The following is a 19,392-nucleotide window of genomic DNA, read 5'->3' as shown; positions in this document are numbered from 1 at the left end:
GCTCCCCCGCCTACGTGAAGTACTCGTTGATCTTGGACACGGCGAGTGCCGCCTTGATCTCCTCGTCGTCCCTCGCGTGCGCGGCCGCGCTGTAGTCGAGGTGGTTGGAGATGTGCGCGCAGGCGTCCAGCAGCGTGCCGAGCTGGGAGCCCCAGGTCTCCTGCACCGTCGCCAAGGCGGAACCGGACCGGAAGCCGTTGTTCGACAGGTCGGTCGCCGCTCCCGACGTGTCGTTGCGGGCGTGGTTGCCGTCCTTCAGCAGTCGGCCGTGCAGTTCGTGGGCCGCGTGACCGACGGCACCCAGGTGGTCCTGCTTCACCCCGAGGTCGGCGCCACCACCGCCTCCCGGGTCGGCTGGCAACTGGTTCAGCCTCGTACTCGCCCGGTTCGCCGCTGCGCTGCTCTCCGCGGCCCACTCTTCCTCGAACGTCACGATTCCCCCATGATCACTGTTCGATTCGGCTGTGCTCAGTCTGTCGGACGCCGGGAGTTTACTGATGCACACGGCAGCGGCGGGGCCACGGCCGAAGATGTCGGCCGTCGCCCCGCCGCCCGCCCGCACGGAAACCCCGCGTGAGCAGGGACGGGTCCGGGCCACCCCGCCGCAAACGGCATCCGCAGATGCACAGTTACTGCGTCAAGTCGCACCGCCCGTCCTGCTGATCGTTCACCCGCGCCGTGACCGCAGCACGGGCACGGCGACCGCGGCCCCCAGCAGCAGGGCCGCCGCGACCCCCAGAGCGATCCACAGGCCGCTGCCGCCGTCTTCGTCCTCGGCTGCCGCCCGCGCGGCCGGCGCGCCGGCTGCGGCCGGATCGGTGGTGGACGGTGCGGCGGACGGCGTGGCGGAGGCGGGGGCGGTGACCGGCGGTTCCGCCGGCAGGTCCGGGATCGGGCGTACGTCGGCGGGTCCGGGGTCGCCCGGATCGGTCAGTGCGATGCGCGGGCGGATGGCCCCGTAGCCGATGTAGTCGGTCCGCTCCTTGCCGCCCTGCGGCTTGCCGGCGGTGTTGAGCATGACGCGCAGGACCTGGTTGTTGGTCCAGTCGGGATGCTCGGCCCAGATGAGGGCGGCGGAGGCGGAGGCGAGGGCGGTGGCATCGCTGGTGCCGCTGCCACCGCAGAGCTGGGTGCCCTTGGAGCAGGCGGACACGATGTTCTCCGCGGGCGCGGCGAGGTCGACGTGCGGGCCGGTCTGGGACTTGGCCCACCAGGCCGCCTTCTCGTCCAGACCGGCCACTCCGACGACGCCCGGAGTGGCGGACGGGTACTTCGCGGCGTTGTCCCGGTCGCCGTCGTTGCCGACGGCGGCGAAGACCAGCTTGTCCTTGGACAGGGCGTAGCGAACCGCTTGTTCCAGTTCAGGGCCGATACGGCTCTTGCTGTTGCCCACGGAGATGCTGATGACCTTCGCCTGGGAGTCGGCGGCGAACCTGATGGCGTTCGCCATGACCTGGGAAAAGCTCTCGTTGACCCGGTCCTTGACCTGCCATCGCTCCTGGTTGTAGGGGATCCGGATCGGCAGGATCTTCGCCTTCGGCGCCAGCCCGAAGGATCCCTTCTGCGGGCCGCGGGCGCCGGTGGCCGCGATGAGCGCCGCCATGCCCGTTCCGTGGTCGTCGATGTCGTGGTTCTCGTCTCCCGACAGATGCGAGTAGTCCTTGCCGGGCAGGACCTGACCGCGAAGGTCGGGAATCGTGTCGTCGACGCCCGAGTCGATGACCGCGACGACGACGCCCTCGCCCTTGCTGATCTTCCACATCTCCTCGGCCTGCATGGCGTCGAGATGCCACTGCATGTCCCGCACGGACTCGGCGTGGGCCGGCGTGGCGCCGATGCCGAGCAGTGTCAGGGCCATCGCGGCCGCCCCCAGGGAACCGTGCCGCACGGCCCGTCCACTGCTGGTGCGCATCTGTTTCTCCGTGTCCTTCGCTTACGGGTCAGTCGACGACCGGGGGGACGATGGGCCGCTTCTTGTTCTGCTGCTGCCAGGTTTCCTCGTCCTCGACAAGGTAGTCGGGGCGCCGGGTACGGCGTTCGTCGCGTTCGTCTGCTCCTGTGCCGGCCGCTCCCGTGCCGCCCGCTGCCGGGCGTCCGACCACCGGTCCGGTCCCGGCACCCGGCTGCCCCTGCCCGCCGCGCACGAGCCCGGTGCCACCGGGTGTGAACGGCCGACCGCTCGCCTGACCGCGCGGCTGGGGTCTGCCGCCGACCACGCCACCCTGCTCGGAGGCGAGGCGGCGACCGGCCGCGGGGCCGTTGCCCGGCCCGGTCCCGCCGCCCGCGTGCGGGCCGGGTACACCGCCCGTACCGCCCCGGCCGTACGGCTGCTCGCCGCCGATCACGGTGCTGCGCGGGAGACCGGTGGCGTTGCGCCCGCCCGTGGTCGGCGGCACGGGACGCCCGCCGACGATGCCGTGCTCCTGCGGGAGGCGCGGCAGGGTGCCGCCGGGGCCGAGCGGACCCGTACGGAGGGGCGGAAGCCCCTTCGCCGTGCCGGTCGCCGGTGGCAGCGTTGCCGGCGGGCCGCCGACCGGACCGTTGGTGAAGGTGGGCGGGATGTACGGGGTGCCGCCGGGGTGTGTGGGACCTTCCGGCTTCACCGGCAGCGGGGTGGTGGGGACGGTCGGGACCTCGGGGCGGGTGATCACCGAGTCGATCCCCATGTCGGCGGGACGCTCCGGGAGGACACGCGTGGGATCGGGCGGAGTGATGACGAAGGGATCGACGGAACCGACGGGCCGGCCGTCCGAACCTCGGACCGTGCGCGTGTCGTCCGCACCGCGGACCGTGCGCGTGTCGTCCGTGACGTCAGTGCGACCACGGTCGACGTCACCGGTCCGGTACGTCGTACCGGTCGTCCCCGACCGGTGCGTCCTGGACGGGCTTCCCGGCATCTGGATGTACTCGTTCGACTTCTGCCACTCGTCGCCCAGGTACCCCGCCGGCGGCGGGAACACCGGTCGCTCGATGTTGTTCACGAGCGTGCCCTCGAACGTGTAGGTCTGGCCCAGCGACCGCAGCTTCATCATGGCGTCGATGCGCGCCCGCTCGCGGATCGTCGCCGCCGCGTTCATCTCGTTCGTGGCGTCCCGGACCTCGTTCTTGCCGGCGCCGGGGTCGTGCCGGGCCGAGTTGAGCGTCTTCTGGGCAGTCTCGTAGTCGGTCTTCGCGGCGGCGCTCGTCGTGGCGATCTCGTCCACGCCGCTGCGCGCCGTGGCCATGGCGTTGGCCGCGTTGGCCAGGCCCTTGCCTGCCTCCTTCGCGTACTCGGACAGCTGCCGCGTCGACTTGGCGGTGGCGGACGACCACTCTATGAAGGACTCGAAGCCCGCGCCGCTCCACTGGAGATTGGCTCCGGCGCGCCGCTGCAGGACGTCCGCGATCTCGCCGATCTTGCCCGCCGCGTCGGTGAGCTTCGCGGCCAGCAGGCTCGCGCGCTCGTGCTGGATGGGCTTGAGCATGGCCAGCATCTGCTCGGTCGACAGTCCGTCGAGCGGCGTCGACCGGGCCTCCGGCTTCTTCGGCCTGGCATCCGGCTTGGTGGGCCCGGTCTCCGGTTTGGTGGGCCCGGTCTCCGGCTTGTTCAGCGTGCCCATGGTCGTCCTCCCCCGTCCCTGTGCTCGTTCGCGTCGTTCGCGTCGTTCGCGTCGTCCATGACGGACGCGCTGCCCGTCGGCCTGCCCGTGCTGCCTAGTACCCCTGCGAGGTGGTGTCCTCCGCGGGCGCCTCGCCGCCCTGCGGACCGGCCGTGTCGCCCGGACCGGCCTTGCCGAGACGGGCCTTCGCCGGCGGCAGGGTCTCGCGCTGCAGCTCGGTGATCTGGGTGTTCAGCGTGCCCATCCGCGCGCGGATGTCGTCGTCGATGTTCTCGTAACCGGTCTTCGCCAGCGCGATCGCGATCTTCATGCTTTCGAGCTGGAGGCTCAGGACCCGGGAGAACATGAGCAGTTCGGTCCGCACGACGTCGTACGTGGAGTAGAGGTACTCCGCCTCGTGGAACCCGGGCCCCGCCAGCGCGCCCTGCACGAGCCAGTCCTCGCCGATGGCCTGGGGCCCCGCACCGGACTCCTTGAAGCCCCGCAGCAGCTCGTCCACGTCCTGCTGCAGTTTGGTCAGCTCGGTGACCTCGTACGCCATGGCCGCCGCGGCACCGCCGACCAGGGGCGCCATGCCGAGCCCCGCCGCGGCCGTACCGCCCCCGCTGTCCACCGCCTCCACGATGACTCCTCCCCGTGTCCCCGCTCGCGTCGTCAGTCCCAGCCTTTCACTGTAGGCAGGACGACGGACGGAACACAGCGCCGGCTGCGCTTCAACACGGCGATTTTCGGACTCACTTGGCGCGATGACCGATGTCCGGCGCGTCGCCCATCGGTCAGCGTCGCCGTGCCCTCATCAACGGCACGGCGAGGGCCGCCCCGAGCAGTACCACCGCCCCGACCCCGAGTCCGACCCAGAGTCCCGTGCCGCTCCCAGCTTGGGCGTCGTCCGCCTGCGGGGTCGGCACGGCGGCGGCATCGGTGGTGGACGGTGCGGCCGACGGCGTGGCGGAGGCGGTGGCCGAAGCCGTCGGATCCGCGGGGAGGTCCGGGATCGGTCGTACGTCGGCCGGGCCGGGGTCGCCGGGGGTCTTCAGGGCGCGGAGCGGGCGGATGGCACCGTAGCCGATGTAGTCGTTGCGCCCGGCACCGTCGTCGGGAGCGGCAACGGTGTTGAGCATGACCTTGAGGACCTGGTTGTTGGTCCAGTCGGGGTGCTCGGCCCAGATGAGGGCGGCGGAGGCGGAGGCGAGGGCGGTGGCATCGCTGGTGCCGGTCGATTTACACAGGCCGGTGCCTCCACCGCAGGGCGCCACGATGTCCTTTCCTGGAGCAACCACATCGACCTGAGGCCCGTGCTGCGAGGTGGGGATCCTGGTCAGCTTCTGGTCGATGGCGCCGACACCGATGACGCCAGGTGTGGCGCCGGGGTACTCCGGTGCGTTGGCCTTGTCGCCGGAGTTGCCGACAGCGGCAAACACCAATGCGCCTTTGTCGAGGGCGTATTTCACAGCAGCCGTGAGCTGCTCGGAGCCCGACCGCACGCCCTGAGAGACGTTGATGACCTTGGCGCCGGAATCCGCCGCGTACCGAATGGCCTCGGACGCCAGCTTGTTGAAGTCGTCGTCGGTGTCCTTCTGGCTCCGGTTCGTGTCCGGTTCGGGCAGACGGATCGGAAGGATCTTCGCCGCGGGCGCCAGGCCGAAGGCGCCGTCACCGCCCCGCGCTTTCCCCGTTCCCGCGATGAGGCCCGCCATGCCCGTGCCGTGGCCGTCCACGTCGGTGTGCTCGTCACCGGACTCCCGCGGCGCGAGATCCCTCCCGTCGAGCACACGGCCGACGAGGTCGGGGTTGTTCTTGTCCACCCCGCTGTCGATGACTGCGACAGTGACACCCTCGCCCTTGCTGATCTTCCAGATGTCTTCCGCGTGCATGATGTCGAGGTGCCATTGCTGCGCGCGGATGCTCTCGGCGTGCGCGGGGAAGGAGGAGATGCCCACCAGCAGCAGGCCGAGGCCGGCCGTGGTGAAGTTCCGGGCACGGCTCCGTCGAATGCCGCTGGTACGCATCTGCTCCCTCGCGCCGATCAGTCGATGACGGGCGGCGCCACGCGGCGGCCGTCCTGCTGCCAGGTCTCTTCGTCCTCGACAAGGTAGCCGGGACGCCTGCTCCGCTTCTCCTCACGCCCGTCCGGGGCGACTGCGGAGCCGCCGCGGCCCACCGCCCCAGTCCCCGTGCCGTGGGCGCCGTCGCGCACGAGTCCCGAGCCTCCGGGCGTGTACAGTCTCGTGCTCGCCGCGCCGGGTCGCTGTGCGTGGCCGCCGACGACCCCGCCCGGCTCGGAGGCCAGCCGCCGACCGCCGGTGACACCGCTCTGACCGGCGGGTCCGCCCATCGGCCCGGTCATGCCGGGGCCACCCATGGGGCCACGGCCGGCGGTGGGCTCGTTTCCGATCACCGTGCTTCGCGGAATGCCCGTGGCGGTCCGGCCGGGATGGTTCGGCACGGCTCGCCCACCGGTGATGCCTTCACGGGGCACGGTCGGCGGCGGGCCAGGGGTGAGGCCGGGGACGTTGCGCGCCCCCGGGAACAGCGGTGTCTTCGTACCGCTGATGGGCGGAACCGCACCCGGACCTGTCCTGCCCGGCGTGGGAGGTGCGAGCGCTGGGCTCGGCGGCGCGGTCAGCGGCGGTGTCGCGGTGGGGACAGGCGGCTGACCGGCGGCGGGCGGCATGCCGGTGGTCGGCGGGGTGCCTGTCGTGGGAGGCGGCAACGTGTTCACGCTGTCGATGCCCAACTCGGCAGGAATCTCAGGGCGGCCCACATGGGTGGGCCTGGTGATGTCGTGCGCCGATGGAGCGGGCTGCCGCTCGGAAGACGAGCTCCGTTCAGCTGGTGAGGCAACGGTCTCCGCAGCGACCGAGCGACGCTCCTGCCCCGAAGGTGCCGTGCCTCCGATGTGGTTCGCATCGATGCTCCTCTTTCGCTCCGCCTCGGAGGGGACGAAATCCGCCGGCGGCGGCTGGAACGACGGCATCTGGAAGCTCGTCATCTGCATGCTCGACCACTGGTACGTCGCCGAGAGCCGTTCCATCTCCGCTGCCGCGTTCTGCCGGTTGGCTTCCTCCTTCGCCTTGATCGCCGCGGCGTCGGCGCCCTCCGGTGCCATCTGGTTGCGGGCGTTGCGCGCGATCGTCTGGGAATCGGGATCGTTGTGGTACTTCCGCGCCGCCGCCAGGTTCTCCTCGGCCTGCGCGTTCGAGGTGTAGCGCGGGATGGAGCTCTGAGCGGCGGCGATGGCGTTGGCGGCTTCGGCCAGCCACTTCGCCGAGTTCTCGCTGTAGTCGGCGAGGCTGTGGGTCGTGCTCGCCAGGCTGGCGGTCCATTCCTTGAACGCCCGCTCCGCCTTGCTGTCCCACTCCACGCGACCGGGCCGCTTCTGGAGTTCCTTCGCGATCTGCGTCATCTTCGCCGCCGCCGTGGCCAGACGGTCACCGGCGTTGCGTACGGAGAAACTGCTCGCCTCGTCCAGCCAGTTCAGCATCTGCTGGTGTGACATGGAACGGAAGTCGGTCCCCCTGCCGCTCCCGGCGTTGCCGTTCTGCTCCATAGTGAGTAGCCCCTTCCCCGTGTCCTGTGCTCGCTAGCCGAGGCCCGTGGAGCCGCCGTCGGCGGTCTCCGTGCGCTGCGGCTGGGCCGGGGCCGGTGTCGGCTGCCGCTGCGGGTCCGTGCTCGCCGAGCCCGTGGCGTCCGGCTTGCCGGAAGGTGTCGTGTCGTAGCCGGCCTTCCGGTCAGCCTCGGTCTTGGCCTCCGTGGTCCGCTTGCTGATGTCCAGCATCTTGGCCCGGATGTCCTCGTCGGTCTGTTCCATGCCGTTCTTGGCGATGCCGACCGCGATGCCCAGGCCCTCGAGACAGTCGGACAACAGAGCCGAGAGCCTGATCAGCTCCGCGAGGACGCTCTTGTACGACGAGAAGATGTCGTTCGCCTCGATCCACGCGGCCCCGCCCCCGCCGAACTGGCCACGGACCACCTGGTCCGAGTTCATGTTCTTGGGCGCGGCCGGTGAGGCCAGGAGGTCGGCGATGAGTTCGTCGACCCCCTTCTTGAACTCCGTCATCGACTCGGAGTTGTAGAGCAGGGCCTCCCTGCTCATGCCGCCCAGGGCACCCGCCCCGTCCATGTAGGCTTCCATGCCTGGCGCTCCTCCCCCGTGCACCGTGCAAATACCGAATTATACCCGGGAGTTCACTGTAGACAGATCCACGACAGAAACCGGTGCACGGGTTGCGTGTCCCGCGGATGCGCCGTGGCCCGCGCCGATTGTTTACAACTCCGCAAGTCGCCCAAACTTGCGGTAACTTGGGGCGCTCGCCGCCCCCTCCTCCGACCCCCGACGCCAACGGCCGCTCGCGGGCCGAGTCCGTCAGATCGGACCTGGAGGCCACACCTTCGCCGGCTTCAGCGGTTTGATCACCGGAGTGGGCGGCAGACCGGCGTCGTTCACGCAGCCCAGCTTCCTGACGAGTGCGAGCGTGACCGAATGAAGGATGACGAGATTGTCCTCACGCGTGGCGGCGGTGTCCGGGGTCGACGACTCCTTGACGTTGAGGATGCCCTTGAAGCGGGCGGGGCTCCGGTCCGAGCCCTCCAACTGCTCGCTCGTACACCTGACGTACAGGTACGTCCAGCGATAGCCCACCTCCGCCTCGGCACCCATGTCATACGGGTACATGTAGGGGCTTCCGTAGTAGGTCCCGAGGGAACGTTCCTGGTACACGTCGAAGCCGACGGTCAGTTGGTTCCGCGGCTTATCGGCGGACGCCACGCAGTCATTGGCCCCCAGACTGACGGTGGCCCCCTTGGCGTAGTCGTCCCTCAGCTTCGCCGCCGCCTCGTCGAGCCAGCCCGTGGGTGTATCCGTGAACTTCTCCGTGGCCAAGGCCCTCTTGAGCGCCGGCGCCGCCGCAGCAGAGATCGTCCCGTCACACTGCTCCTGCGCCGTCACCCTCGGCCTGTGCTCCTGCCCCTGACCGCAGGCGACAAGAGTCAAAGAACCCGCCAGGAACACGCCCGCGATCCGCGGAACCCGCGCGCGGCTCGTCATGCCTCGCCTCCTTCGCCGGTCTGCGGCAACGTTCCCCCAGCCGCCCCACGGACCTTCGCGGGCTCTCGCCAAGCCACGAACTCACCGGTCAAGCACTCGCTTTGGCCGGCACGGCGGCTCCGTCGAAGGCCACTGGTACCCATCTGCTCCCTCGCACCGATCAGTCGATGACGGACGGCGCCACGCGGCGGCCGTCCTGCTGCCAGATCTCTCCGTCCTCGACGAGATAGCCGGGACGCCTCCTCCGCTTCTCCTCGCACTCGTCCGGGGCGACTGCCGAGCCGCCGCCACAGCCCACCAAACCTGCCCCATTGCCCTGGGCGCCGTCGCACACGAGTCCCGAGCCGCGCTCGACGCCCCTCCTGCCACCCCCCGACGCCAACGACCGCTCGCGGGCCGAGTCCGTCAGATCGGACCCGGAGGCCACACCTTCGCCGGCTTCAGCGGTTTGATCACCGGTGTGGACGGCAGACCGGCGTCGTTCACGCAGCCCAGCTTCCTCACGAGAGCGAGCGCGACCGAATGAAGGATGACGAGATTGTCCTCACGTGTGGCAGCGGTGTCCGGGGTCGACGACTCCTCGACCACGAGGATGCCCCTGAAGCGGGCGGGGCGCCGGTCCGAGCCCTTCAACTGATCGCTTGTGCATCGGACGTAAAGGACGGTCCACCGGTATCCGACCTGCGCCTCTTCCCCCATGTCGTAGGGGTACATATAGGGTCTCCCGGAGTAGGTCCCGAGGGAGCGCTCGCGGTAGACGCCGAATTTGACGCTCAGGTGGTTGCGCGGCCTGTCGGCGGAAGCCACGCACTCGCTGGTCCCCAGACTGACGATGGCTCTCTTGGCATAGTCCTCCCTCAACTTCGCCGCCGTCTCGTCGAGCCACCCCGTGGGCGCGTCCGTGAACCCCTCCGTGACCACCGCCCTCTTGAGCGCCGGCGCCGCCGCAGCAGAGATCGTCCCGTCACACTGCTCCTGCGCCGTCACCCTCGGCCTGTGCTCCTGCCCTTGACCGCAGGCGGCAAGGGCCAGCGCCCCCGCCACGAGGAGACCGGTCTTCCTGTAGACACAGGCAGCGCCAGCCATCACTCGTCTTCCCCGCCTGTCTGCGGAAGAGTGCCCTGCCGGCCCTGGGTCAGGCCACCGTCGTTGTAGGCGTTGCGTCGGGCGTTCACGATGTTCTGCACCTCCTCGTTGCTCAGTTCGCCCTGGTGGTACATGAGGAACTGGTTCAAAGGCGTGAGGGAGGCCTCCCTGCCTCGGGCGAACACGGCTGCCCTTGCCTGCCGCGCCTGTTCTTCCAGGTCTCCCTTGTGTTCGTCGGCCGTCTCGTCCGACGACTCCGCGACCAGACGGCCCGCCAACGTCTCCATGGCGCCACTACCCGTGTCCACGGCCAGAGGCACCACGATGGCCGCGGCACCTGCAGCCGCCGCTGTCGCTGGAAGGAACGCGACTCCGGCCGCGATGGCCGCGGTCGTACCGAACTCGATCCACGCGCCTCTTGCTTCCTGAGCCTTCTCGAAGTCCTCCTGGGTCTTCAGCGACTCGGCTGTGATCTGATCCGCCCGCGCGCGGTCCACGAGCCCATGGATGGCGGCGCCGGTGGAGACGGCCGCATCGACGCGACCTGCATCAATCCGACCACCATGCTCCTGTGCCTCTCGCTCCAGCACACTGGTGAGGTAGGCCTGCTCGGCGACGGAAACCGTGGCGTAGCTGTCAGGATGCTGTCCGAGCGTACTGAGGAAGGCAACGGCGTCATCGGGTCGGAGGAGCGCATGAGCCCCCCGCTCCCCCACATCCCCCCGTGGCGCAAACACGCTCTGCGCCACATTGCCGTCCCCCACCGCCCAGTTGAGGTCGTCGATGTACCCCGCCGCCATCGTCCCCAGGCTGTCGGCCAGCGCCGAGTGATGCTCCTTCAGGAACGTGGCGTCGCCGTACACGCCGACTACCTCCTGCATGATCCCCGCGGTCGTCTCGTCCCGAACGAGCTTCGGATGCGGGTCGTCCCAGGCGTGGCCCAGCGTGGCCGCCTCCAGGGCGTGCCCCAGGGCGTCGGGCAGGAAGTCCTTGGTTTTCGCCGCCTCCTCCGGGCCGCGGCCGTCGGTGTCGGGGAAGGACTCGTACTTCTCGTCGGTGAAGACGCTCAGATACGTCTTGAACCCGCCCTTCTCGTCCGTCCCGAGTGAGTAGTCGCCGCCGGGCGTCCCGTCCTCCTTGTACGAGGTCGGCGCCTTCGAGAAGAACTCCTTCGCCGCCTCGGGGCTGTGCCCCAAGGCCTCCAGCACCGGCAGCACCGGGTCGTAGCCGGCGCCGTTGACGCCGGAGGGGTTGAACGGGTTGTTGCGGAACCCGCCGAAGCCCTTGCTCTCGGCGAACGTCTTCGGGTCCTTGGCGTGCAGCTGCGTGACGTGCTCGGCGACCGGCACGAGGAACCGGGGGTTGTAGTCGCCGTTGCGGAGGAGGCCGCCGAGTAGCTGGTAGCCGTAGGGCGCGTTGTAGTCGTTCCTGGCCATGGGAATGCGCTCGGTGCCGAGGCTCCGCATCTCGGCGGACCAGCGGTCGGCCCATGCGTTGTCCGCGCGGGTCGCCTGGGCGAGGTTCAGGCCGAGGTTCTTCTGGAGTTCCCGAACGTCGGCGAGGCGCTGTTCGTCCACCTTGCCGTACTCGTAGGTGTCCGCCGACAGGTGCCCGAAGAACATGAGCGACTTCCTCGGACCGAGACCGTCGTAGAAGGTGCGGGCGAACTCCTTGGAAGAACTGTTGTCCGCGAGCAGCTCGTTGAGACGGACGAGCTCCGAGTGTGACAGCTCCTGGCCCTTCCGGGCGAGTTCGAGAGCCCGGTGGGCCTCTTCCGCGTCGAGGCTGGAGTACTTCGGAGCGCTGAAGTCGTGCCGGTCCGCCGTGATGTTCGCCTTGAGGGCGTTGGCGCAGGCCAGGTCGGCTTCGTCGCACGTTTCGAGGATGGCGCCGATGCGCTCCTGAAGGGCGCCGATCCGCTCCTCCTCCTGACGGATCAGGGCGAGGTAGTCCGCGTCCCGGCGCAGTTCGGCGTCATTGAGCCGGGAGATCGGATGAGGCGCCTCGACGGTGCCGTTGCTTCTGACGACCAGCTTCTGCTTCGGCGCCTCCGTCTCGGCGATGTGGCGTAAGTCGTCCTGGGCCTTCCTGAAGGCCTCGTAGCCCTGGAGAAGGATCTTGTGCACGCCCTCGGCGGCCTTCGCGGCGTCCGCGAACTCCTTGGCGGTCTTGTCCACGAACGGCTTGGTGACCTCGGCGTTGACGCCGCGCCAGTAGTCGTCCTTGGCCTTCGCGGCCATCGTGGTGCGGGCGTCCTCGGCGAGGCGGTCGAGTTTCGTCTTCATCTCGGACCAGTGGTCGACCGCGCTCTTCAGCTTGCCGAGCGAGGCCTGCATGACGTTGTCGTAGGTCAGCATCGTCGGCCCGCCCTTACGTCAGGTACTCGTTGAGCTTGGAGACCGACAGGGCCGCCCGGATGTCCTCGTCGTCCTTCGCGTGGGCGGCGGCGCTGTAGTCGAGGTGGTTCGAGATCTGCGCGCAGGCGTCCAGCAGGGTGCGGAGCTGCGCGTCCCAGGTCTTGTGGACGGTCGCCAGGGCCGAGCCCGTGAGGAAGGCGTTCTTGGTCAGGTCGCCGCTCGCCTCCGTGGTGAGGGAGGCGGCGTGGTTGCCGTCCTTGGCGAGGCGGCCGTGCAGGGCGAACGCGGCATGGCCGATCGCGCCCAAGTGGTTCCGGCTGACGGCCAAGTCGGCTCCGCCGCCTCCGCCCCCGCCGGGATCCGCCTGGTCGAGGCGCATGGCGGTGCGCTGGTGTACGTCGGCGCGGGCGGCGGCCCACTCCTGGTCGAACGAGTCCGCTGACACAGCTCCCCCTCTCCGTGGGCGGCTCCCCCGCCGCCCACGCGCTGCTGCCGGCCGATGCTAGTGCAACGGCCGGTGCAAAGGGGGTACTTCAGGCCACCACCACCGCCGCCTGCGGTCTGATCGGGAGGCGGTTGACGGGGCGGCCCGTGGCGGCGCGGACCGCGGAGGCCACCGCGGCCGGGGAGGTGACGACCGGGACCGCGCTGACGGGTTTGGCGCCGAAGGGGGCGACGACGTCGCGTTCCTCGACGAGTTTCACGATGCGAATGTCCGGGGCGTCGAGGGAGGTCGGGAGGGCGTAGCCCGTCAGGTCGGGGCGGCGGACCAGGCCGCGGGAGGTGCGGAGGTTCTCGGTGAGGGCCGCGCCGACGCCCTGGGTGACGCCCGCCTCGATACGGGTGGTCAGCTGGGCCGGGTTGAGGATCCGGCCGACGTCCTGCGCGACGGCCATCTCCACGACCCGGATCGCGCCGAGCTCCACGTCGACGTCCACGACCGCGCGGATCGCGCAGAAGGCGAGGCCGACGAAGGCGTCGCCCTGGCCGGAGTCGTCGAGGGGCTCGGTGGGGTGCGGGCGGCACTGGGCGGTGGCCCAGAGTTCCTTGCCCTCCATCGCCTCGGCGACCGTCGTCGACAGCACCCCGTCGTACGAGGTGATCTTGCCGTCGGTGATCTGGAGCAGTTCGGTCGACATGCCGAACTTGTGCGCCAGCGGCTGCAGGAGCTGGGTGCGGACCATCTTCGCCGCGCGCTCGACCGCGCCGCCCGAGACCCAGGTGTGGCGGCCGTGGGTGGCCGGGCCGGCCGGCGGCTGATCGGTGTCGACGGGGGCCACGTGGACCTCGTCGACGCCCAGGGTGTCCTGCACGATCTGGCGGGCGAGCGTCGAGAAGCCCGAACCCGTGTCCACGGCCGCGCAGATGACCGTCGCCACGCCGTCCTGGACCCGTACCGTCGCCGTCGACACCTCGTCGGTGCCCTCGGCGCCCAGCATGTGCACCATGCCGATCGCGTAGCCGACGCCCCGCCGCACCGCGCCCGGCTCCCCCGCGCCGTCCGGCCCGCCGGGCAGCAGCCAGTCGTCCTCCGGGGATTCCATGGGCAGCGACGGCAGCGGGAAGTCCCGTACGGCGGCGAGGAGTTCGGCCACCGGAGCCGGGCAGGTCACGGTCTGGCCGGTGGGCAGGATGTCGCCGGTCGCCAGCACGTTGCGCATCCGCAGCTCCGCCGGGTCCAGGCCCAGCTTCCCGGCGAGCTTGTCCATCTGCGCCTCGTACGCCGCGCACACCTGCATCGCGCCCTCGCCCCGCACATGGCCGGACGGCGGGTTGTTGGTGCGCATCGCCCAGCCTTCGACGAAGGCGTGCGGGACGACGTACGGGCCGCAGGCGAAGGAGACGGCGGCGGCCAGGGATTCGGACGAGGAGTCGGCGTAGGCGCCCGCGTCGAGCAGGATCTGCGCCTCGACCTTCACCAGCCGGCCCTCGGCGTCCGCGTGGTGGCGGTAGCGCAGCAGGGTGGGATGGCGGTGGGCGTGGCCGAGGAAGGACTCCTCGCGGGTCGCGGCGAGCTTGACCGGGCATCCGGTGCGGAGCGCGAGCAGGCCCAGCGGGATCTGGAAGCCCGGGTCCTCGCGGTCGCCGGTCGCGCCGGGCACACCGGTCACGACGACCTTGACCTGCTCGGGCGGCAGCCCGAAGCAGGCGGCGGCCAGGTCGCGGTCGGTGTGCGGGTCGGTCGACGCCGTGTAGATCTCCACGCCGCCGTCGGGCCGCGGCACCGCCAGCGCGGCCTCGGCGCCGATCGGCGCCGTGTCCTGCCGGCCGATCCGGTACAGGCCCTCGACGACCACCTCGCCGGTCACCTCCGGGTCGCCGAAGCTGAGCGGGATGTGCCGGATCAGGTTGCCGTCGGGGTGCAGCGGCTCGGCGGCGAAGGCCTTCTCGGGGTCGGTGACCGGCTCCAGGACCTCGTACTCGACCGCGATCGCGGCGGCCGCGAGCCGTGCCGTGTCCGGGTGGTCGGCGGCCACGGCGGCGATCGCCTCGCCGTGGTGCCGGACCAGGTCGGAGGCGAAGACGGGACGGTCGGCGACCCGCCGGCCGTACGTCGCGGCGCCCGGCACGTCGGCGTGGGTGACCACGGCCCGTACGCCGGGCATCTCGGCCGCCGCCGACGTGTCGATCGACACGATCCGGGCGTGCGGGTGCGGCGAGCGCAGGATCGCCGCCCACAGCAGGCCCTCGGCCCACAGGTCGGAGGCGTACGGGAAGGTGCCCTCGGTCTTCGCCCGCGCGTCGGCCTGCGGGAGCGAGACGCCGAGACCCAGGCCGAGGCCCTCGGGCTCCGTGGTCGTCGGGTCGCTGCTCACGCCGTGCCTCCGTCGTGCGGGTGGGGAATCTGGTGCGGGATACGGGCGGCCGCCCCGTCCGGGGACGAGGACGAGGACGGCACCGAGGACGGGGACTGCATCGAGGACGGGGACGCCGCCGACGGCGACGCCGACTGCGCGGATTCCGCCCCGGCCCCACGCCCCGCGACGATCTCGTTCACGGCGTCGAGGACACCGCGGTAGCCCGAGCAGCGGCACAGGTTGCCGCACAGCGCCTGACGGGTCTCCAGCTCGGTCGGCGCGTGATTGCCCTCGAGCAGGTCGTGCACGGTCATCGCCATGCCCGGGATGCAGAAACCGCACTGCACGCCGCACTTCGCCAGCGCCCGCTGCACATCGGACGGCTCGCCGTCCACGGCGAGGCCCTCGACCGTCCGCACCTCGGAGCCGGCCGCCGTGGCCGCCGGCACCAGGCAGGAGGCGACGAGCCGGCCGTCGACCTGCACGTTGCACGCGCCGCACTCGCCCTGCGAGCAGCCGTCCTTGGCCCCGGCGAGGCCGAGCCGCTCCCGCAGCACGTAGAGCAGCGACTCGCCGATCCAGGAGTCGGTGACGGGCCGGTCGACGCCGTTCACACGCAAGGTGTACGCGCTGGTGGGGTGCTCGTCGCTGTCCCGGCTGTCACCGGGGACGACGTCGTCGAACCTCGCCCCGGCGGCGTCCGTGGGAGCGGCGTCGAGCGACTCCCGCGGAAGCACGAGCTCCGGCTCGGGCACGGGATCCGGCTCCGGCACGGGATCCGACTCCGGCTCGGGCGCCGGATCCGGTTCCGCGGATTCCTCTACGGGTTCCTGTACGGGTTCCTGTACGGATGCGGGGACGGGCTCCTGTACGGAGGCGGATTCCGGTACGGGTACGGGCTCCGCCGTCTCCTCGGCGACCGGCTCCGGCTCGGGCTCCGCACCCAGGTCCGCGATCGGCTCCGGCTCCGGCTCCGTCACCGCCCACGGCGCCGGCGCGCCGCCCGGCAGGGTCGCGGGGGCGCCGCTCGCGTACTGGGCGAGCCGGGACGCCGTGTACTCGCCCGAGTCGTCGAGGCCGTCCGTGCCGTCCTCGACCGTCGGGATGGTCCACTGCCCCGTCGAACCCGGCCCGGCATCGTACGCGGGCGCGGGCGCCGACTCGTACGCAGGCGCGGGCGCGGGCTCGGTGTCGTACGCCGGCGCGTATTCCCGCCCGTACTCCTGCCCGTACTCCTGGAACTCCTGCCCGGGTACCTGTTCCTGCCCCTGCCCGGGTACGGGCTCCGCCGGCGGTGGCACCGGCCACGTGCCCGTCGCCGACGGGTCGGTCTGGGCCAGCGGCGTCAGCGGGACGATCATCGGCGGCACGTAGCCGTGGCCCGGGGCCTCCAGCGGGATGCCGTCCAGCATGAAGTCGGGCGGCAGCTGCACGAAGGCCGTGGCGTCGCCGTCGTAGCCCTCGCTCTGCGGGATCGGCTCCCAGCCGCCCGAGCCGTGGGGCCCGTGGGACCCGTGGGGCCCGTCGTGTCCGTGGTTTCCCCGTGCCTCGTCGCTCACGACAGCGCCCTCCCCAGTGCCCGTCGGGACAGCGCGGCGACCGTGCGCCGCAGGTGCAGTACGGCGGGCGGCAACGGCTCGTCGCCCTCCGGGTCCGGAATGCACGCGGCGGCGACGTACTCGCCGAACGCGGTCAGCGCCTCCGGCGCCAGGCCCCGCTCCGCGTCCCAGTCGACCAGCGAGGCGATCCACTGCTCGGCCTCCAGGGGCCGCAGCGGCATCGGCGCGATGGCGCCGACCGCGCAGCGCACGCCGCGGCGCGCCGGGTCGAGGACGACGGCGACGGAGGCGGTGGCGCGGGCCGGGCCGGTGCGGCCGGTGGCCTTCAGGAAGACCTGCGGGGCGTGCAGCAGCGGCACGCGCACGAAAGCGACGAGTTCGCCGGGCGCCAGCATGTCGCGGCCTGCCAGGAGGTGGCCGACGGGCAGCTCGCGGGTGCCGAGCGGCCCGACGACGACCAGCTCGGCCTCGAGCGCGGCGAGCACGGGCAGCGAGTCACCGGTGGGCGCGGCGGAGACGACGTTGCCGCCGAGGGTGCCGGCGTTGCGGATCTGCGGCGGGCCCGCGACGCGCGAGGCGGCGGCCAGGGCCGGGATGAGCGCCGCGAAGTCGGGGCGGCCCATCCGGGCGTGGGTGAGGCCGGCGCCGAGCAGGGCGTGTCCGTCCTGGTACTGCCAGCCGCGGATCTCGTTGATCCGGCCGAGTCCGACGAGTCCTGCGGGGCGCAGCTGCCCGCGGTTGACGGCGGCCATCAGGTCGGTGCCGCCGGCCACGGGAACGGCGGCCGGCATGGCCGTGAGCGCTGCCACGGCCTCGTCGAGCGAGGCGGGCAGCGTCACGGCTCGCGCCGCCCGTGATGCCGTCTGTGGTGCGTGCGTGGTCAACCCGCTGCCCCTTCCCGGTGTCCCGGTGATCCCCGACCGTCCCCGGCTGTCACGCCTGTGTCACGCCTGTGTGGGCGTACCGTACGTGCTCACAGCCCGGACGTGGCAACTCTGGCACATCTTCCGAGCCGTTCGTCGCGAGGGTCCGCGAAGGGACGGTTCCGTCCAGGATGCCGGGAGACCCCCTCGGGGACCGGGAGTTCCGTTTTGCCGCTCTTGGGTGACACCGGGCGGTAGGTGCCGTCACACGTTCGGGGGCTCCCCCTCCAGGGGACGGCCGAGAACACCGGGGCGGCGCTGCCAGGGGCGGGGGCCGGAGGGCGGCCGGTAGTCGACGCCGAGGGCGTCGAGCCGGCGGTAGTGGGTGGTCATGCGGCGTTCGAAATCGGCGAGATCACGTACCTCGGGGGCGGGCAGCCGGGACCAGGCGACCTCGGCGAAGGCGGCGAGCCGCGGCTGGGTCTGGTAGTCGACGCGGGCCCGGTTCTCCATCACCTCGGTCCACACGTTGGCCTGGGTTCCCATGACGTGGGCCGCCGCGGCGGCGGACAGGCCGGGCGGGACGGGCTCGAAGCGGTAGACGTCCGCGAGCGTCCGCACGTACCCGATGGGCATCGGCTCGTCGTCGCCGGGCGCCTGCCGGTGGTCGAGGTAGACGTGCTGTTCGGGGCACATCACCACGTCGTGGCCGGCCTCGGCGGCGGCGATCCCGCCCGCGTAGCCGCGCCAGGAGGACACGGCGGCGCCGGGCGCGAGCCCGCCTTCCAGGATCTCGTCCCAGCCGATGAGGCGGCGGCCGCGCTCGGCGAGCCAGCGGTCGAAGTGCCGGACGAACCAGGACTGGAGACCGTCCGCGTCGCCGACGCCCAGTTCCCCGATCCGGGCCCGGGCGGCGGGCGAGGCCTTCCACTGGTCCTTGGGGCACTCGTCGCCGCCGATGTGGACGAAGGGCGAGACCTCGGCCGGGAAGAGGTCGAGGACCTCTTCGAGCACCTCCTCGTAGAAGCGCAGGACGTTGTCAGTGGGGGCGAGTACGTTCGGACTGACTCCCCAGGTGTCCCAGACGGAGAGGGCGGTGGTGTCGATGACGTCGGTGTTGCCGAGTTCGGGGTACGCGGCGATGGCGGCCTGCGAGTGGCCCGGCACGTCGATCTCGGGGACGACCGAGATATGCCGGTCGGCGGCGTAGCCGACGATCTCGCGGATGTCGTCCTGCGTGTAGTAGCCGCCGTGCGGCGTCTCGTTCCACAGCGGTGAGGCCCGGTGTCCCCACTTGCTGCGCGCCCGCCATGCCCCGACCTCGGTGAGGCGCGGGTGCCGCCTGATCTCGAGGCGCCAGCCCTGGTCGTCGGTGAGGTGCAGGTGCAGCACGTTCAGCTTGTGCGCGGCCATCAGGTCGAGCTGTCGCAGGACGTCGTCCTTGGGCATGAAGTGGCGGGCGACGTCGAGCATGAGGCCGCGCCAGGGGAAGCGGGGCGCGTCGGTGACGGTGACCAGGGGCAGGTCCCAGTCGCGCGCGCCGCGCACCAGGCGTGCCTTGCGGTGGGCGTCGGGCCCGAGGAGCTGCCGGAGGGTCTGGGCGCCCCAGAACACGCCCGCGGGGCCGCCGCCTTCGATGAGGACGGCGGCGCCGGCCGACCCGGATGTCTCGGATTCGGGTGCCATGGGTGCCATGGGTGCCTCGGATGACTCGGATGACTCGGGCGCGCTGGACGCCCGGGGCACTCCGGTCGTGCTGGGCGCCCCGGGCGCGCCGGTCGTCTCGGCGGCGGAGCCGTCGGTGCTCAGCCGGTAGCCCTCGGGGCCGTACGCGCGCCGTACGTCGGCGCTGATCCGCAGGCGTACGGCGAAGGGGCCGGCGCCGTCGGCGAGCGGGAGGCCGGTGGCGGCGCCGAGCGTCGCCCGCAGCCAGCGGGCGGTGTCGTGCGTGCCGGGTCCGGCGTCGAGGGTGGTGCGTTCGTCCAGGGAGACGTACCCGGTCGAGCTGCCGCGTACCTCCATGGCGAGGGGCGCCGGGATCAGGTCCATGCCGGGGTACGGCTGTTGCACGGTCATCGCGTCC

Annotated in this window: 16 protein-coding genes; all 16 read right to left on the bottom strand. The window is 71.4% G+C overall.

The genetic code is table 11. The annotated features are described in order from the left end of the window. Positions 1-10 precede the first annotated feature (10 nt). Complete coding sequence (locus ESG85_RS27425; protein WP_128983813.1) at positions 11-433, bottom strand: hypothetical protein; 423 nt, start codon at positions 431-433, stop codon at positions 11-13. Between the two features lie 234 nt (positions 434-667). After that, positions 668-1,912, bottom strand: coding sequence for a type VII secretion-associated serine protease mycosin (gene mycP, locus ESG85_RS27420; RefSeq protein ID WP_128983811.1), 1,245 nt, complete (start codon positions 1,910-1,912; stop codon positions 668-670). Between the two features lie 28 nt (positions 1,913-1,940). Then, complete coding sequence (locus tag ESG85_RS27415; RefSeq protein ID WP_128983809.1) at positions 1,941-3,599, bottom strand: hypothetical protein; 1,659 nt, start codon at positions 3,597-3,599, stop codon at positions 1,941-1,943. A gap of 94 nt (positions 3,600-3,693) precedes the next feature. Next, the gene (locus ESG85_RS27410) at positions 3,694-4,221 is read right to left on the bottom strand and encodes a hypothetical protein (protein WP_128983807.1); all 528 of its coding nucleotides are present in this window, start codon (positions 4,219-4,221) and stop codon (positions 3,694-3,696) included. A 154-nt stretch (positions 4,222-4,375) separates the two neighbouring features. Next, positions 4,376-5,608 carry a type VII secretion-associated serine protease mycosin gene (mycP, locus tag ESG85_RS27405; RefSeq protein ID WP_128983805.1) on the bottom strand — a complete coding sequence of 411 codons (1,233 nt, stop codon included), beginning with the start codon at positions 5,606-5,608 and terminating at the stop codon, positions 4,376-4,378. Positions 5,609-5,625: 17 nt separating this feature from the next. Then, positions 5,626-7,149, bottom strand: coding sequence for a hypothetical protein (locus ESG85_RS27400; protein ID WP_128983803.1), 1,524 nt, complete (start codon positions 7,147-7,149; stop codon positions 5,626-5,628). Between the two features lie 33 nt (positions 7,150-7,182). Beyond that, the gene (locus ESG85_RS27395; RefSeq protein ID WP_181019131.1) at positions 7,183-7,734 is read right to left on the bottom strand and encodes a hypothetical protein; all 552 of its coding nucleotides are present in this window, start codon (positions 7,732-7,734) and stop codon (positions 7,183-7,185) included. A 231-nt stretch (positions 7,735-7,965) separates the two neighbouring features. Continuing rightward, the gene (locus tag ESG85_RS27390) at positions 7,966-8,646 is read right to left on the bottom strand and encodes a hypothetical protein (RefSeq protein WP_128983801.1); all 681 of its coding nucleotides are present in this window, start codon (positions 8,644-8,646) and stop codon (positions 7,966-7,968) included. A gap of 160 nt (positions 8,647-8,806) precedes the next feature. Next, positions 8,807-8,947, bottom strand: a complete 141-nt coding sequence (locus ESG85_RS35145) for a hypothetical protein (protein ID WP_164986327.1) — start codon at positions 8,945-8,947, stop codon at positions 8,807-8,809. 104 nt (positions 8,948-9,051) lie between these two features. After that, the gene (locus ESG85_RS27385) at positions 9,052-9,732 is read right to left on the bottom strand and encodes a hypothetical protein (RefSeq protein ID WP_128983799.1); all 681 of its coding nucleotides are present in this window, start codon (positions 9,730-9,732) and stop codon (positions 9,052-9,054) included. Next, positions 9,732-12,089 carry a hypothetical protein gene (locus ESG85_RS27380; protein WP_128983797.1) on the bottom strand — a complete coding sequence of 786 codons (2,358 nt, stop codon included), beginning with the start codon at positions 12,087-12,089 and terminating at the stop codon, positions 9,732-9,734. The genes ESG85_RS27385 and ESG85_RS27380 overlap by 1 nt, the downstream gene beginning before the upstream one ends. Before the next feature lie 13 nt (positions 12,090-12,102). Next, positions 12,103-12,534: a hypothetical protein gene (locus ESG85_RS27375; protein WP_342781419.1), complete on the bottom strand. Its 432-nt coding sequence runs from the start codon at positions 12,532-12,534 to the stop codon at positions 12,103-12,105. Between the two features lie 88 nt (positions 12,535-12,622). Beyond that, a complete protein-coding gene (locus ESG85_RS27370) occupies positions 12,623-14,905 on the bottom strand; it encodes a molybdopterin cofactor-binding domain-containing protein (RefSeq protein ID WP_246095313.1) in 2,283 nt (760 codons plus the stop codon). Further along, the gene (locus ESG85_RS27365) at positions 14,902-16,446 is read right to left on the bottom strand and encodes a (2Fe-2S)-binding protein (protein ID WP_425471284.1); all 1,545 of its coding nucleotides are present in this window, start codon (positions 16,444-16,446) and stop codon (positions 14,902-14,904) included. The genes ESG85_RS27370 and ESG85_RS27365 overlap by 4 nt, the downstream gene beginning before the upstream one ends. Next, positions 16,443-17,330 carry an FAD binding domain-containing protein gene (locus ESG85_RS27360; protein ID WP_128983795.1) on the bottom strand — a complete coding sequence of 296 codons (888 nt, stop codon included), beginning with the start codon at positions 17,328-17,330 and terminating at the stop codon, positions 16,443-16,445. Before ESG85_RS27360 ends, ESG85_RS27365 begins: the two co-directional genes overlap by 4 nt. Positions 17,331-17,573: 243 nt before the next feature. Continuing rightward, the gene (locus ESG85_RS27355; protein WP_281288086.1) at positions 17,574-19,385 is read right to left on the bottom strand and encodes a beta-N-acetylhexosaminidase; all 1,812 of its coding nucleotides are present in this window, start codon (positions 19,383-19,385) and stop codon (positions 17,574-17,576) included. Positions 19,386-19,392 lie beyond the last annotated feature (7 nt).

Source organism: Streptomyces roseicoloratus, from assembly GCF_004117935.1.
Taxonomy (GTDB): domain Bacteria; phylum Actinomycetota; class Actinomycetes; order Streptomycetales; family Streptomycetaceae; genus Streptomyces; species Streptomyces roseicoloratus.
The sequence above is the reverse complement of the archived record's forward strand: the minus strand, read 5'-3'. Positions and strand labels throughout refer to the sequence as shown.

What these genes read in the sequence shown, in the direction of transcription:
- mycP (WP_128983811.1), bottom strand. Translation starts at nt 1,912, where the DNA reads ATGCGCACCAGCAGTGGACGGGCCGTGCGGCACGGTTCCCTGGGGGCG.
- ESG85_RS27415 (WP_128983809.1), bottom strand. Translation starts at nt 3,599, where the DNA reads ATGGGCACGCTGAACAAGCCGGAGACCGGGCCCACCAAACCGGAGACC.
- mycP (WP_128983805.1), bottom strand. Translation starts at nt 5,608, where the DNA reads ATGCGTACCAGCGGCATTCGACGGAGCCGTGCCCGGAACTTCACCACG.
- ESG85_RS27400 (WP_128983803.1), bottom strand. Translation starts at nt 7,149, where the DNA reads ATGGAGCAGAACGGCAACGCCGGGAGCGGCAGGGGGACCGACTTCCGT.
- ESG85_RS27395 (WP_181019131.1), bottom strand. Translation starts at nt 7,734, where the DNA reads ATGGAAGCCTACATGGACGGGGCGGGTGCCCTGGGCGGCATGAGCAGG.
- ESG85_RS27390 (WP_128983801.1), bottom strand. Translation starts at nt 8,646, where the DNA reads ATGACGAGCCGCGCGCGGGTTCCGCGGATCGCGGGCGTGTTCCTGGCG.
- ESG85_RS27385 (WP_128983799.1), bottom strand. Translation starts at nt 9,732, where the DNA reads ATGGCTGGCGCTGCCTGTGTCTACAGGAAGACCGGTCTCCTCGTGGCG.
- ESG85_RS27380 (WP_128983797.1), bottom strand. Translation starts at nt 12,089, where the DNA reads ATGCTGACCTACGACAACGTCATGCAGGCCTCGCTCGGCAAGCTGAAG.
- ESG85_RS27355 (WP_281288086.1), bottom strand. Translation starts at nt 19,385, where the DNA reads ATGACCGTGCAACAGCCGTACCCCGGCATGGACCTGATCCCGGCGCCC.